14 protein-coding genes and 1 pseudogene are annotated in these 14,790 nt (G+C 68.4%); 9 read left to right on the top strand and 6 right to left on the bottom strand.

From position 1 onward, the window contains the following. Window positions 1-157 precede the first annotated feature (157 nt). A pseudogene (locus AQJ91_RS03660) lies at window positions 158-448 on the bottom strand (GNAT family N-acetyltransferase); the annotation flags it as partial. Window positions 449-559: 111 nt separating this feature from the next. Here AQJ91_RS03660 and AQJ91_RS03655 point away from each other — a divergent pair. Together AQJ91_RS03655 and AQJ91_RS03650 are read left to right on the top strand one after the other, a co-directional pair. Continuing rightward, the gene (locus AQJ91_RS03655; protein WP_067016270.1) at window positions 560-1,024 is read left to right on the top strand and encodes a MerR family transcriptional regulator; all 465 of its coding nucleotides are present in this window, start codon (window positions 560-562) and stop codon (window positions 1,022-1,024) included. Then, a complete protein-coding gene (locus AQJ91_RS03650; protein ID WP_067016268.1) occupies window positions 1,021-2,034 on the top strand; it encodes an aldo/keto reductase in 1,014 nt (337 codons plus the stop codon). Before AQJ91_RS03655 ends, AQJ91_RS03650 begins: the two co-directional genes overlap by 4 nt. A 1-nt stretch (window position 2,035) precedes the next feature. On the opposite strand, the gene AQJ91_RS03645 is transcribed toward AQJ91_RS03650, so the two are convergent. The 3 genes from AQJ91_RS03645 to AQJ91_RS03635 all read right to left on the bottom strand — a co-directional run bounded on the left by AQJ91_RS03645 (window position 2,036) and on the right by AQJ91_RS03635 (window position 4,880). Continuing rightward, a complete protein-coding gene (locus AQJ91_RS03645; RefSeq protein WP_067017186.1) occupies window positions 2,036-2,896 on the bottom strand; it encodes a DUF4429 domain-containing protein in 861 nt (286 codons plus the stop codon). Between the two features lie 57 nt (window positions 2,897-2,953). Then, entirely contained in the window at window positions 2,954-4,171 is a 1,218-nt protein-coding gene (locus AQJ91_RS03640; RefSeq protein ID WP_067016266.1) for an alpha/beta hydrolase, read from the bottom strand. 82 nt (window positions 4,172-4,253) lie between these two features. Then, entirely contained in the window at window positions 4,254-4,880 is a 627-nt protein-coding gene (locus AQJ91_RS03635; protein WP_067016264.1) for a TetR family transcriptional regulator, read from the bottom strand. 66 nt (window positions 4,881-4,946) lie between these two features. Here AQJ91_RS03635 and AQJ91_RS03630 point away from each other — a divergent pair, with 66 nt between their 5' ends. Further along, the gene (locus AQJ91_RS03630; RefSeq protein WP_067016262.1) at window positions 4,947-6,566 is read left to right on the top strand and encodes an MFS transporter; all 1,620 of its coding nucleotides are present in this window, start codon (window positions 4,947-4,949) and stop codon (window positions 6,564-6,566) included. A gap of 274 nt (window positions 6,567-6,840) precedes the next feature. Beyond that, window positions 6,841-7,119, top strand: coding sequence for a small hydrophobic protein (locus tag AQJ91_RS03625; RefSeq protein WP_067016260.1), 279 nt, complete (start codon window positions 6,841-6,843; stop codon window positions 7,117-7,119). Between the two features lie 73 nt (window positions 7,120-7,192). Here the strand turns inward: AQJ91_RS03625 and AQJ91_RS03620 are convergent, their stop codons facing one another. Further along, window positions 7,193-7,939 (bottom strand): potassium channel family protein, encoded by a 747-nt coding sequence (locus AQJ91_RS03620; RefSeq protein WP_067016257.1) that lies wholly within the window; start codon window positions 7,937-7,939, stop codon window positions 7,193-7,195. Window positions 7,940-8,007: 68 nt separating this feature from the next. Beyond that, a complete protein-coding gene (aceE, locus tag AQJ91_RS03615) occupies window positions 8,008-10,755 on the bottom strand; it encodes a pyruvate dehydrogenase (acetyl-transferring), homodimeric type (RefSeq protein WP_067016255.1) in 2,748 nt (915 codons plus the stop codon). 342 nt (window positions 10,756-11,097) lie between these two features. On the opposite strand from aceE, the gene AQJ91_RS03610 reads away from it, so the two are divergent. The 5 genes from AQJ91_RS03610 to AQJ91_RS03590 all read left to right on the top strand — a co-directional run bounded on the left by AQJ91_RS03610 (window position 11,098) and on the right by AQJ91_RS03590 (window position 14,684). Then, window positions 11,098-11,535, top strand: coding sequence for a DUF3052 domain-containing protein (locus AQJ91_RS03610; RefSeq protein ID WP_067016253.1), 438 nt, complete (start codon window positions 11,098-11,100; stop codon window positions 11,533-11,535). Between the two features lie 121 nt (window positions 11,536-11,656). Further along, window positions 11,657-12,124, top strand: coding sequence for a peroxiredoxin (locus tag AQJ91_RS03605; RefSeq protein ID WP_067016251.1), 468 nt, complete (start codon window positions 11,657-11,659; stop codon window positions 12,122-12,124). A gap of 113 nt (window positions 12,125-12,237) precedes the next feature. Continuing rightward, window positions 12,238-12,813, top strand: a complete 576-nt coding sequence (locus AQJ91_RS03600) for a TerD family protein (RefSeq protein ID WP_067016249.1) — start codon at window positions 12,238-12,240, stop codon at window positions 12,811-12,813. Between the two features lie 97 nt (window positions 12,814-12,910). Continuing rightward, window positions 12,911-13,486, top strand: a complete 576-nt coding sequence (locus tag AQJ91_RS03595) for a TerD family protein (RefSeq protein ID WP_067016246.1) — start codon at window positions 12,911-12,913, stop codon at window positions 13,484-13,486. Window positions 13,487-13,535: 49 nt separating this feature from the next. Next, a complete protein-coding gene (locus tag AQJ91_RS03590) occupies window positions 13,536-14,684 on the top strand; it encodes a DUF475 domain-containing protein (protein ID WP_067016244.1) in 1,149 nt (382 codons plus the stop codon). Window positions 14,685-14,790 lie beyond the last annotated feature (106 nt).

Below are 14,790 nucleotides of genomic sequence, written 5' to 3'. Positions count from 1 at the left end.
GGGGGGGGGGGGGGGAACTAGCGGGGCTGCGACTTAAGATCAAACCTGTGGGTCAGAGCACTGCGATCCGCCCTGGCGGCGAATCTCAGCCTCTTGCCCTGCTCCGCAGGAGTCCGTTTCCTCCCCCGCCTGAAGGCGGGGGTATCCACGGAGGAATCAGATGACCGACCCGCCCGTGCGGATTCCCGGACCGCCCGATCCGGTACTCCACGGTGCCTGCGGCCGGCGCCGCCAGGGCACCCGGCCGCTCGGGGTGCTCCACGACGAAGGCCACGAAGTCCCCGTCGGGCTCGGCGAGGCGGCCCCGCAGCGTCGGCAGTGACTCGGCATGCCACGCCGTGGACGCGGCCGCCGCATCCCGGCCGGCGAACACGGAATCGATCATCACCTGACGCAGCCGGAGCACTTCCTCCGCGTCCGCCACCGCAGTACGACGTACAAGACTCATGTCCCGCACGCCGGTCAGCTCCCCTGTGCCGCGTCCTGCGGATTTCCTACCGGTTGTTTCTTACCGGTTCCGCTTGCCTGGAGTGCGCTCCAAGGCCATAGCGTTGAGGGCATGACGGTGATGGAGACCACGGGTACCAGGACCGACAGCTGCGCCGCCCCGCCGCACCCCCACCGGCGCCCGGAAGGCCAGGACAGCTACACGATCAGCGAGGTCGTCGCCTTCACCGGCCTGACGGCCCACACCCTGCGCTGGTACGAGCGGATCGGCCTGATGCCGCACATCGACCGCTCGCACACCGGCCAGCGCCGCTACAGCAACCGCGACCTGGACTGGCTCGACCTCGTCGGCAAGCTCCGGCTCACCGGCATGCCGGTCGCCGACATGGTGCGGTACGCGGAGCTGGTGCGCGAGGGCGACCACACGTTCGGCGAGCGCTTCGAACTCCTCGAGGCGACCCGCCGCGACGTCCTCGCCCGGATCGCCGAACTGCAGGACACGCTCGCCGTACTGGACCACAAGATCGGCTACTACGCGGAAGCCGGTCGTGCCTACGAAGTGGAGAAGGCAGGATGACCGACAGCAGGATCCCGACCGCACGACTCGGCGTGAACGGCCCCGAGGTCGGCGTACAGGGCCTGGGCTGCATGGGCATGAGCTTCGCCTACGGACCCTCGGACGCCGGGGAGTCGCGGGCCACCCTCGAACGGGCGCTGGAGCTGGGCATCACGCTGTACGACACGGCGGACGCGTACGGGGCGGGCGAGAACGAGAAGTTCCTCTCCCCGTTCTTCAAGGCACACCGCGACGAGCTCGTCATCGCCACGAAGTTCGCCCTGGCGATCCACCCGGACGACCCGACGAAGCGGATCATCCGCAACGACGAGCCGTACCTCCGCCAGTGCGTCGAGGCGAGCCTGCAGCGCCTGGACGTCGACGCGATCGACCTCTACTACATGCACCGCCGGGACGTGAACATCCCGATCGAGGAGACCGTCGGCGTCATGGCCGAACTGGTCCGCGAGGGCAAGGTCAAGCAGCTGGGCCTGAGCGAGGTCACGGGCGCCGAACTGCGCGCGGCACAGGGCGTCCACCCCATCGCGGCCGTGCAGTCGGAGTGGTCGCTGTTCAGCCGCGACATCGAGGCGAACGTCGTCCCCACGGCCCGCGAACTGGGCGTCACCCTCGTCCCGTACTCGCCCCTCGGCCGCGGCTTCCTCACGGGCTCCTTCGCGAAGGCCGAGGACCTGACGGCCGACGACTTCCGCCGCCAACAGCCCCGTTTCACGGGCGAGAACGCGACGGCCAACGCGGCCCTGCTGGAGCCGCTGCACACCGTGGCCGAGTCCCATGGAGCCACGCCGGGCCAGATAGCCCTGGCCTGGGTCCAGCAACAGGCAACGGTGCACAACCTCCCGGTCATCCCGATCCCGGGCACCCGCAAGCCGGGCCGGGTGCAGGAGAACGCGGCGGCGACAAGGATCGAGCTGACAGAGGATCAGCTGTCCTTGCTGGAGCCGATCGCAGCAAAGGTGGCAGGCGACCGGTACGCGGACATGACGTTCACGTCGGCGGGCCGGGAATGATCTAAAGCTCTGCCAGCAACTCCGCCTTCTTCACGGAGAACTCCTCATCCGTCACCAGCCCCGCCTGATGCAGCTCCCCCAGGTGACGAATGCGCTCGGCGATGTCGGCCGGATCGCGCCTCGGCGCACTGGCCGGCACCGCCGGCACCGGCCCGTACTCCCGAACCGCCGCCAACACAGCCGCCGCGAACGGCAACGACTCGTGCACGGGCCCATACCCCAGCCCGAACACCACCGCCCCCGGATCCTGATCGGCCTGCGCGGGCGGCTCGGCGACATCCCGCCGCAACAACCGCAGATGCCCCTCGAACACCTCCGGCGACCGCCACTCGACCCCACTCAACCCGGCGACGGGAAAACTCTGGTCCCCCGCCTTCCACTTCGCGGATGACGCCCCCGTCCAGAACCACCGGAAGTGCACGGTCCGCCCGTCGAAGGACGCCTTCCCGTCGTACGCCTTGAACTGCAACGGCGCTTCGGGCGCTGCCACGAGATACCGCTCGGCAGGCCCGGCGTCGGTACCGAGGATCGCCCGCAGTTCGTCCGCGTAGTACTCGGCGAGAGTCTCCCGCTCGGCGGACAGCACCAGCCGGTAGGGATCGGAGCCGTCCTTCAACTGCCCGGCCGCCGCGTCCAGCAGGGGATCCGCACCGGGCCGCAGCTCGATGCGCAGCACCACCGTGCCGCGCTTGCCAGGGGCGAGCGTCACCCCGGCGATCGCCGCCAGCGGCACCCGCCGTTCCCCCAGCACCTGAAAAAGCTTGGGTGTTCGAATCCCCCGTTCGTAGCGGATGAGCACGGAGTCGGACTCGAACTCCCAGGCGGCATGAAATCCGGCCAGTACATCACCCATGCGGCTCATCGTATGCGGCACGCGCTCCTCCGTCGCCTCCCCGCGCAGACCGCGGTTTCTGCGCCTCTACGCGCGTCCGGCCGACACGCTGTCGGACAAACCCGCCCGGCACGCCTCGGTATCGTCCGCGCAGTGGACCGAGCTGTATGCGCCAACTCCGATTTCGGCGAAGTTGAGCACGCTCTCCGTACCCGGCTCGAAATAACCGCTGTGTCCCTTCGCGTCGCGCGCCGACAGCACCCGTGCCCCGAACACCGTCGCCACCGGATCCTCGCCGTGCCCCAGTCCGCCTACCTCGAGATACGGCACGTCCTGGATCCAGTCGTCAGCGTCCCGCATCGCCCACACCTGGGCGGACGTACGCAGCTGGGCGGCCGTCGCGACCCGCATCCCGGGACTGCCGGCCACCGCTATGTCGGCCACCCGGCCCGGCAGTACGGGCGCGGCGAGCCCGCACACCACCGAGCCGTAGCTGTGGCAGAACAGCGAGACCGGCGAACTGCCGGGCAGGCCTCGCATTAGCGCGTTCAGGCGTACGGCTCCGTCCTTCGCCCGCATCGCCGTCGCCGAGTCGATACCCAGCCCGTCGGGCGCGGTGTAGTCGGCCCAGGCGATCACGGCCGTACGCGTCGAAGGGCTCGCCGCGCGCTCGGCCGCGTACAGGGACTGGGCCATGCCGACCGGCGCCGAGTATCTGCGGCTGGTGCGCTGGAAGGTGAGCAGGTCGGTGTCGACGCCGGGGACGACGACGGAGACCCGGTCGGCCTCGGTCAGATCGCCGAACACCTCGGCCGCCCGCCCCGAACCCTCCGGGTCGAAGGCGAGGATGTGGCGGTCCGTCCCCATCATCGACTCGAAGCGCTGCATACGGCGGCCCGCCTCCCGCTGCCCGGCGGGCGTGAGCCTGCTGTCGTGCATGCGTTTCAGCTCGGCCTTGCGCGCCTGCCCGAGGGCGATCCGGTTGGCGCGGTAGCGCAGCTCGGCGGGGGCGCCGTTCATGTTGCCGACCGCGAGCGGATAGCGACGCGCGAGGGTGGAGCGCTGGTGCGGGGTGAGCGAGGTGAAGAAACGGGCCAGCAGGTCGGGGGAGGAGTCCGGGTCCGGCAGCTCGTGTCCGGCGATCCGGCCGTGCTCCCACGCGGTGAGCGAGACCTGGAGCGGAGTGGCGTCCCGGTGGTTGCGCAGCGCGGTCCAGCCGGTGGTGGTCAGCATCACGAACACCACGGCCAGCGCGAGCAGTGCGCGCCAGACGTTGAGTTGAGGGGAGGTGTCGAAGGAAGTCACTGGGAGGACACACTAGGAGAACGGAAGGGTCTCGCGTTAACCGAGTGACACGGATCACGTTTCGGTTACGACGGTGATGACCTCAGTGTGTTCGCCAGTTCTCGGTGAGTGCCGATCCCGCCTGATCGAGGTGCGAGACCGTCAGCGCGCGCATCGCGTCGAGGCTGAAGTCGGCGCCCGTGCTCCACCGCCGTTCCGTCATCCGCATCACCCCGCCGAAGACGGCGACCGCCACCCGCGGCCGCGGATCGGCGTCCACGTCGAGGCCCTCGCGCTCGGCCAGCACCCGCGCGATCGTCTCCTCGACCTCGGCGGACCGCCGCAGATGGGCGGCGAGCAGTACCGGCGTCGACTCGATCACCCGGTACATCCGCAGGAACTGCTCGACCGGTACGACGGACTCGACGATGCCGTTGATCGAGTCCCAGCCCTCCAGCACGGCCTGGCGCATGGCTTCCATCGGGGCCTCGTGCGGTGGCCGCTCGCGCACCGCCTCGATGAACCGCGCCACCGTCAGGCCGTCCAGCGCGAGGGCGGCATCCTCCTTGCCGGCGAAGTAGCGGAAGAAGGTGCGCTGCGAGACGTCGACGGCCGCGGCGATGTCGTCGACGGTGGTCTGCTCGTAGCCCCGGGTGGTGAACAGCTCGACGGCGACCCGCAGCAGCGCGTCCCGGGTGCGCTGTTTCTTGCGTTCGCGCAGCGTTTCCATACGCGTCAGTTACTGTCTTGTGAATTGGTTTGTCAACTGTCAGTGGCTGTCATTAGCTTTGAACGCATGACTAGTCAGACCACCATCGACAAGACGGAGCCGGGGGACGAGGCACCATCAGCTCCCTCGGACCGGCCGTCGGCCCCGGGCCTGCGCGGCCACCCCTGGTTCACCCTGTTCACCGTCGCCGTCGGTGTGATGATGGTGGCCCTGGACGGCACCATCGTGGCCATCGCCAACCCGGCCATCCAGAGGGACCTCGGCGCCACCTTCGCCCAGGTCCAGTGGATCACCAACGGCTACTTCCTCGCCCTCGCGGTCTCCCTGATCACCGCCGGCAAGCTCGGTGACCGCTTCGGCCACCGCCAGACCTTCCTGATGGGCGTGGTCGGCTTCGCCGCCGCGTCCGGCGCGATCGGGCTGTCCGACAGCATCGGCCTGGTCGTCACCTTCCGCGTCTTCCAGGGCCTGTTCGGCGCGCTGCTGATGCCGGCCGCGCTCGGCCTGCTGCGGGCGACCTTCCCGGCCGAGAAACTCAACATGGCCATCGGCATCTGGGGCATGGTCATCGGTGCCTCCACCGCGGGCGGCCCGATCCTGGGCGGCGTCCTGGTCGAGCATGTCAACTGGCAGTCGGTGTTCTTCATCAACGTGCCGGTCGGCGTCCTCGCCGTCACCCTCGGCGTGTGGATCCTCCTCGACCACCGTGCAGAGAACGCCCCGCGCTCCTTCGACATCCTCGGCATCGCCCTGCTGTCAGCGGCCATGTTCTGCCTGGTCTGGGCGCTCATCAAGGCCCCGGAGTGGGGCTGGGGCGACGGCCGGACCTGGCTGTTCATGGCCGTGTCGGTGCTGGGCTTCGGGCTCTTCGCCTTCTGGGAGACCAAGGTCAGGGAACCCTTGATCCCGCTGGCGCTCTTCCGCTCGGTCCCGCTCTCCGCGGGCGTCGTCCTGATGGTCCTGATGGCCATCGCCTTCATGGGCGGCCTGTTCTTCGTCACGTTCTACCTGCAGAACGTGCACGGCATGAGCCCGATCGACGCCGGCCTCCACCTGCTCCCGCTCACCGGCATGATGATCGTCGGCTCCCCGCTCGCGGGCGCGATGATCACCAAGCTCGGCCCGCGCGTCCCGCTGGCCGGCGGCATGGCGTGCACCGCGATCGCCATGTACGGCATGTCCACGCTGGACACGGGCACCGGCAGCGGCCTCATGTCCCTCTGGTTCGCCCTGCTCGGCCTCGGCCTGGCGCCCGTCATGGTCGGCGCCACCGAGGTCATCGTCGGCAACGCGCCCATGGAGCTCTCCGGTGTGGCCGGCGGTCTCCAGCAGGCCGCGATGCAGATCGGCGGCAGCCTCGGTACCGCCGTCCTGGGCGCCGTCATGGCCTCCAAGGTCGACAGCGACCTGGCCGGCAACTGGACGGCCGCGGGCCTCCCGCCGCTCACCCCGGCCCAGGAGGCGCAGGCCTCCGAGGCGGTCCAGGTCGGCGTGCCGCCGGTCGCCCCGGGCACCCCGGACGCGATCGCCGCGAAGATCACGGACGTCGCGCACGACACGTTCATCTCCGGCATGAGCCTGGCGTCCCTGGTAGCTGCCGGCGTCGCGGCCGGCGCCGTCCTGGTCGCGTTCCTCACCAAGCGCGGCGAGAACGCGGAGGCGGGAGCGGGCGCCGCGCATATCTGACAAAACCGTACAAACCGGGAGGGGTTGGAGGTCCGAGTTCCCCTATCAGGGTGACAACGCTGAAGACCCCTCCCACCCGGCACGCGCCGCAGGTCACAGTGGGTCAAGTCCTCCGTACGGCATGTTCCTCGGGCGAGTTCGTGCGACGAGGGGGACGGCCGCTGCCGCGGCGCGCTGCCGGAGGGGGACAGCGCGCCGGCAGCCCGAAACTCGCAGGCATGGGCAGCACACCGTGGGTACTCGCCAAGTCGAACGCCGACTCAAGGAGTTGACGATGGCGGGCTTCGGACACGGAACGCGCAGGCACCCCCGCTCACGCGGCCGGACGTGGTCGCGGACCGGGCCGGATCGTGCGACCCTCGGCATCACCGGAGCGATCTTCGCGGTAGCCGGCTTCTTCGTACTGGGCATCATCCTGGGCCCGGTGGCGATCGCCTGCGGCTGGCTGGCGATGGGCCGCAGGTGGTCGGGGGCCCGCCCGGTGCCCGCCCTGACAGCAGTGGTCCTGGGCGCACTGGACACCCTGCTGGCATTGATCTGGTTGGTGGGGTAGCTCGCTCGGCACCCCGACAGCGCCGGGCCGCGCGACCCACCCTCCGGCTCCAACCCCCACGCCGGGCAACCAGCTAACCCACGTGCTTCTCCTCGGCCCGGCCGGACAACATCGCCACCTCCGCCCGCAACGCCCGCACCTCCTCGGTCAGCAGGTGAATCGCCTCCGTCTGCCGCCGCTCCTCCGCATCGTCCTTCTCGAAGCGGGCAATGAACCACGCGGCGATGTTCGCGGTCACCACACCGAGCAGCGCGATCCCCGACAGCATCAGCCCGACGGCCAGCACGCGTCCCAGCCCGGTCGTCGGGGCCATGTCGCCGTACCCCACGGTGGTCATCGTGGTGAACGCCCACCAGATCGCGTCCCCCAGGGTGTGGATGGACGCCCCTGGCTTACCCCGCTCCACCTCCAGCACGGCCAGCGCACCGAATATCAGCAGCCCCGTACAGGAGCCCGCGACATACGTCGTGACCCTGACCTGCGAAGCCAGCCGCGCCCGCTGCCCCGCGAGCAACAGCAGCGACACCAGCTTCAGCAGCCGCAGCGGCTGCAGGAGCGGCAGCGCGACGGCGACCAGGGCCAGCGGATTGCCGCGCACGAAGCGCAGCCGGTCCTCGGTCAGCCAGAGCCGGACGAGGTAGTCGAGGGCGAAGGCACCCCACACGCTCCAGTTCGTGAAGTAACACAAGGTCAGCAGGATCTCAGGCGCGTCCGGTTCCACGATCGGATAGGCGTAGGCGACCGCGAAGAGGACGGCGAGCACGAGCAGAGGGCCTTGGGTACGCCGTTCCCAGCGGGTAAGGGCGGTCGGTTCGGACATGCGAGCATCGTAGGAAACACGGGAGGGCGGCACGTTGGTGCCGCCCTCGTCGAAGTGGACGGGACGCGTTACGCGTCGCCCCCCGCCGCGCCCGGCTCCGCCGCCGACACGTCAAGCAGCTGGTACCGGTCGATGGCCTGCTTCAGCGCCGACCGGTCCACCTTGCCCTCCTTCGCCAGCTCGGTCAGCACGCCCACCACGATCGACTGCGCGTCGATGTGGAAGTACCGCCGCGCCGCCCCCCGTGTGTCCGCGAACCCGAACCCGTCCGCGCCCAGGGACTGGTACGCCCCCGGCACCCACCGGGCGATCTGGTCCGGCACCGAGCGCATCCAGTCGGACACCGCCACGAACGGCCCCTCGGCGCCGCTCAGCTTCCGCGTCACATACGGCACCCGCTGCTCCTCCTCGGGGTGCAGCAGGTTGTGCTCCTCGCACCGCACGGCCTCGCGCCGCAGCTCGTTCCAGGAGGTCGCCGACCAGACGTCGGCCTTCACGTTCCACTCCTCGGCGAGGATCTTCTGCGCCTCGACCGCCCACGGCACGGCCACACCGGACGCGATGATCTGCGCCGGGACGGAGCCCGCCGTGCCCTCGCTGAAGCGGTGGACGCCCTTGAGGATGCCGTCGACGTCGACGTTCTCCGGCTCGGCCGGGTGCTGGATCGGCTCGTTGTAGACGGTGAGGTAGTAGAAGACGTCCTCGCCGTGCGGGTGCTCCTCGTCTCCGCCGTACATCCGGCGCAGGCCGTCCTGCACGATGTGCGCGATCTCGAAGCCGTAGGCCGGGTCGTACGCCACACACCCCGGGTTGGTCGAGGCGAGCAGCTGCGAGTGGCCGTCGGCGTGCTGGAGCCCCTCGCCGGTCAGCGTCGTCCGTCCGGCGGTCGCGCCCAGCACGAATCCGCGCGCCAGCTGGTCCGCCATCTGCCAGAACTGGTCGCCGGTGCGCTGGAAACCGAACATCGAGTAGAAGACGTAGACCGGGATGAGCGGCTCGCCGTGCGTGGCGTACGCCGAACCCGCCGCGATCAGCGACGCCGTGCAGCCGGCCTCCGAGATGCCGTCGTGCAGCATCTGGCCCGTCGGCGACTCCTTGTACGCGAGCAGCAGATCGCGGTCGACCGCCTCGTACTGCTGGCCCAGCGGGTTGTAGATCTTCGCGCTCGGGAAGAACGAGTCCATGCCGAACGTGCGGTACTCGTCCGGCGCGATCAGTACGAACCGCTTGCCGAGTTCCTTGTCCCGCATGAGGTCCTTGAGCAGCCGTACGAACGCCATCGTCGTGGCGATCGACTGCTGGCCGGAGCCCTTCTTCACGGTCGCGTACGTCTTGTCGTCCGGCAGGGCCAGCGGCTTCGACCGCATGACGCGCGTCGGGACGTACCCGCCGAGCCCCTTGCGGCGGTCGTGCATGTACTGGATCTCCTCGGAGTCCCGCCCCGGGTGGAAGTACGGCGGGAGCCCGCCCTCCAGCTCCTTGTCGGCGATCGGCAGGTGCAGCCGGTCGCGGAAGCGCTTGAGGTCGTCGACCGTCAGCTTCTTCATCTGGTGCGTGGCGTTGCGGCCCTCGAAGTTCGGGCCCAGCGTCCAGCCCTTGATGGTCTTGGCGAGGATCACCGTCGGCTGGCCCTTGTGCGCCTTGGCCGCCGAGAACGCCGCGAAGATCTTCTTGTGGTCGTGGCCGCCGCGGCCCAGGTGCAGGATCTGGTCGTCGGACATGCCCTCGACCATCGCGCGCAGCCGCTGGTCGTCGCCGAAGAAGTGGTCGCGGATGTACGCGCCGGTCTCGGTGGCGTACGTCTGGAACTGTCCGTCCGGCGTGGTGTTCATCTTGTTGACGAGGATGCCGTCGCGGTCCTGCGCCAGCAGCGGGTCCCAGGAGCGGTCCCAGATCAGCTTGATCACGTTCCAGCCGGCGCCGCGGAAGATCGACTCCAGTTCCTGGATGACCTTGCCGTTGCCGCGCACCGGGCCGTCCAGGCGCTGCAGGTTGCAGTTGACGACGAAGGTGAGGTTGTCGAGGCCTTCCCGCGCGGCGATGGACAGCTGGCCGAGCGACTCCGGCTCGTCCATCTCGCCGTCGCCCAGGAACGCCCAGACGTGTGACCTGGAGGTGTCCGCGATACCGCGCGCCTCCATGTACCGGTTCATCCGCGCCTGGTAGATCGCGCCGATCGGGCCGAGGCCCATCGACACGGTCGGGAACTCCCAGAAGTCCGGCATCAGCCGCGGGTGCGGGTACGACGACAGGCCGTACGGCGCCTTGGACTTCTCCTGGCGGAACCCGTCCAGGTGCTGCTCACTGAGGCGGTCCAGCATGAACGCGCGTGCGTAGATGCCCGGCGAGGCGTGTCCCTGGAAGAAGACCTGGTCGCCGCCGTCGCCCTCGTCCTTGCCGCGGAAGAAGTGGTTGAAGCCCACGTCGTAGAGCGAGGCGGAGGAGGCGAAGGTGGCGATGTGGCCGCCCACGCCGATGCCGGGCCGCTGGGCGCGCGACACCATGACCGCGGCGTTCCACCGGGTCGCGTTCAGGATCCTGCGCTCGATCTCCTCGTTGCCCGGGAAGAACGGCTCGTCCTTGGTGGCGATCGTGTTGACGTAGTCCGAGCTGCGCATCTCGGGCACGGCCACGCGCTTCTCGCGGGCCCGCTCGATCAGCCGCAGCATCAGATAACGGGCCCGCTCCCGGCCGCGTTCGTCGACCGCGGCGTCGAGGGAGTCGAGCCACTCCTGGGTCTCTTCGGGATCGAAGTCAGGAACCTGACTCGGAAGGCCGCCAATGATGATCGGATTGCGATCGGATCCGGAAGCCACGCTGTTCCTTACCTGTCAGAGGGCGGGTTTTCGGCGTACCTGCGCCGTTCCCCATGGTCTACCTCGGGGAGGCAAACGTCATCTCTACTCTGGGGTAATCGGGATCCCCGTCGGATACCCGTGGTTCCCAACGGTACAAACAGGGCAGAAAGGTGTGGTGTGCGTCACTCCCGGTCGGGGCGTCATGCCTGAAGTTGGGGCGACACGGCCAGGAACGTCACCGTTTCGGCGGTCTGAACGGCCGGGTACTTGCGCGATCCGCCCCGCCCGTGTGGACTACGGCCAATGCTTCGCGCACGCGCGTGGCTGAGTTATTCCCAAAACATGATCAGGAGGCAACCCGTGAGCGCGACCGCGGACCACGCGGAGGAGCGGACGAACCCTGCCGTCAGGCTGGGGTTCCAGCCCGAGCAGGTGGTCCAGGAGATCGGCTACGACGAAGACGTAGACCAGGAACTCCGCGAGGCCATTGAAGAAGTCATCGGCAGCGATCTCGTGGATGAGGACTACGACGACGTCGCCGATGCCGTGGTGCTGTGGTTCCGCGACGAGGACGGCGACCTGACGGATGTGCTGGTGGACGCCATCACGTACATCGAGGAGGGCGGTTCGATCCTGCTGCTGACGCCGAAGACAGGCCGTGACGGCTACGTGGAGCCCAGCGACATCTCTGAAGCCGCGACCACGGCGGGGCTGTCGGCATCCAAGAGCGTCAGCGTCGGCAAGGACTGGAGTGGCAGCCGCCTGGTGACGCCCAAGGCCGCCAAGTCCAAGAAGTAACCGTCTGACGGAGCAGTGCCGGACGGGCTGGCATGGGTCAGCCCGTCCGAGGACCCCCGGTGATCGCTGCGTAGGGTGGTACCGACCACTCGAACAGCCCACTGAAGGGACATCCGCGACGATGGCGATCCAGGTCGGCGAAAAAGCCCCCGACTTCGAACTCAAGGACAACCACGGCGCCACCGTGAAGCTCTCCGACTTCCGCGGCGGCAGGCACGCAAAGAACGTAGTCCTGCTCTTCTACCCCTTCGCCTTCACCGGCGTGTGCACCGGCGAGCTGTGCGAGGTGCGGGACAACCTGCCGCGGTTCTCGGACCGCGACACGCAGGTGCTCGCCGTCTCCAACGACTCCATCCACACGCTGCGGGTCTTCGCCGAGCAGGAGAGCCTGGAGTACCCGCTGCTGAGCGACTTCTGGCCGCACGGCGAGGTCTCGCGGGCGTACGGCGTCTTCGCCGAGGACAAGGGCTGCGCGGTGCGCGGCACCTTCGTCATCGACAAGGAGGGCGTCGTCCGCTGGACCGTGGAGAACGCGCTGCCGGACGCGCGTGACCTGAACGAGTACGTCAAGGCGCTCGACACCCTGTGATTCTTCGGTTCCAAGCCCTGCGTGGTTCGGGAACCCGTCACTAGGATCGACTCGTTGATCCGGTATCAAACGTATGGCGGGGCTCCCCGCCCCTGGACACCAATGGAGGACTCGTGGGAGTCAGCCTCAGCAAGGGCGGCAACGTATCGCTGACCAAGGAGGCCCCCGGCCTGACCGCGGTCATCGTCGGTCTGGGGTGGGACGTCCGCACCACGACCGGCACGGACTTCGACCTCGACGCGAGCGCCATCCTGACGAGCGCGGAGGGGAAGGTCAGCAGCGACGCCAACTTCGTGTTCTTCAACAACCTCAAGAGCCCGGACGGCTCGGTCGAGCACACCGGTGACAACATCACCGGCGAGGGCGAGGGCGACGACGAGCAGATCAAGGTCAACCTCGCCGCGGTCCCGGCCGACGTCGAGAAGATCGTGTTCCCGGTCTCGATCTACGACGCCGAGAACCGCCAGCAGTCGTTCGGCCAGGTGCGCAACGCGTTCATCCGCGTCGTGAACCAGGCGGGCGAGGCGGAGATCGCCCGGTACGACCTCTCCGAGGACGCCTCGACGGAGACCGCGATGGTCTTCGGCGAGCTCTACCGGCACGGCGCGGAGTGGAAGTTCCGCGCCATCGGCCAGGGCTACGCCTCGGGCCTGCGCGGCATCGCGCAGGACTTCGGCGTGAACGTCTGAGAAACGGCAGGATCCGTCCGGCGCCGCACCGTTTGCGTGTGGCGCCGGACGCGCAGGGAGACAACCAAAGAAGCAACACCCGGGGAGGATCAGCATCATGGGCGTCACGCTCGCCAAAGGGGGCAACGTCTCCCTGTCCAAGGCCGCACCCAACCTCACTCAGGTGCTGATCGGGCTCGGCTGGGACGCGCGCTCCACCACCGGAGCCCCCTTCGACCTCGACGCCAGCGCACTGATGTGCAACAGCGGACGGGTGATGGGCGATGAGTGGTTCGTCTTCTACAACCAGCTCAAGAGCCCGGACGGCTCGGTGGAGCACACCGGCGACAACCTCACCGGTGAGGGCGAGGGCGACGACGAGTCGCTCCTGATCGACCTCTCCAAGGTGCCGGCCCAGTGCGACAAGATCGTCTTCCCGGTCTCGATCCATATGGCCGACGAGCGCGGCCAGACCTTCGGGCAGGTCAGCAACGCGTTCATCCGCGTGGTGAACCAGGCCGACGGCCAGGAACTCGCCCGCTACGACCTCAGCGAGGACGCCTCCACCGAAACGGCGATGATCTTCGGCGAGGTGTACCGCTACCAGGGCGAATGGAAGTTCAGGGCGGTGGGGCAGGGGTACGCATCGGGGCTGCGGGGCATCGCTCTAGACTTTGGAGTCAACGTTTCGTAAAGCCGAGTACGGCGCGGTAGAGACCCGTACTTACAGGATTGGGTAGCCAGTGGTTCTGAAAACCTTCGGCTGGTCGTTCGCGGTCACCGCGCTCGGCCTCGTCGCGGCGGTCTTCTACGGGGGGTGGACCGCCTTCGGTATCGTGGCGATCCTCTCTGTCCTCGAGATCTCGCTGTCCTTCGACAACGCAGTGGTCAACGCCGGAATCCTGAAGAAGATGAATGCCTTCTGGCAGAAGATCTTCCTCACCATCGGCATCCTCATCGCCGTCTTCGGCATGCGGCTGGTCTTCCCGGTCGTCATCGTCGCCGTCAGCGCCTCGATGGGCCCGATCGAGGCCGTCGACCTCGCGCTCACCGACAAGGACCGCTACCAGCAGCTGGTGACCGACGCACACCCGTCGATCGCCGCCTTCGGTGGCATGTTCCTGCTGATGATCTTCCTCGACTTCATCTTCGAGGACCGTGACATCAAGTGGCTCGGATGGCTGGAGCGCCCGCTGGCCAAGCTCGGCAAGATCGACATGCTGTCGGTCTGCATCGCCCTGATCGTCCTGCTGATCTCCTCGATGACCTTCGCCGCCAACGCCCACCAGCACGGCGGCACACACGTCGACAAGGCGGAGACGGTCCTCCTCGCCGGCGTCGCGGGTCTGATCACCTACATGATCGTGGGCGGTCTCTCCGGCTACTTCGAGGACAAGCTCGAAGAGGAGGAGGAGCGCGAGCACGAGGAGGAGGAAGCGGCCGAGCGCGCGGGCAAGCCCCGTTCGGCGGTCGCCCTGGCCGGCAAGGCCGCGTTCTTCATGTTCCTCTACCTCGAGGTCCTGGACGCGTCCTTCTCCTTCGACGGCGTCATCGGCGCCTTCGCCATCACCAACGACATCGTGCTGATGGCGCTGGGCCTGGGTATCGGCGCGATGTACGTCCGTTCGCTGACCGTGTACCTGGTGCGCCAGGGCACCCTCGACGACTACGTCTACCTGGAGCACGGCGCGCACTACGCGATCGGCGCGCTCGCCATGATCCTCCTGGTCACCATCCAGTACGAGATCAGCGAGCTCATCACCGGCGGGATCGGCGTCTTCCTGATCGGCTGGTCCTTCTGGTCCTCCGTCCGGCGCAACCGTGCGATCGCGGCGGCCGAGGGAAAAGCGGCGGCCTCGGACGAGAAGACTGAGGTCTCGTCCGGGGTGTGACCTGCCTCCGGGTGAGGAACGCTCTGAGCGGGGCGGCCGACGAGGACGAGTGCCTCCGGCCGCCCCGCCGGATTTTCAGTGACCGCCGGTTTTGTCGAGTGATCGT

Origin of the sequence: Streptomyces dysideae (assembly GCF_001514305.1) — a bacterium.
GTDB classification, from domain to species: domain Bacteria; phylum Actinomycetota; class Actinomycetes; order Streptomycetales; family Streptomycetaceae; genus Streptomyces; species Streptomyces dysideae.
This window is presented reverse-complemented; position numbering and strand designations above follow the sequence as displayed.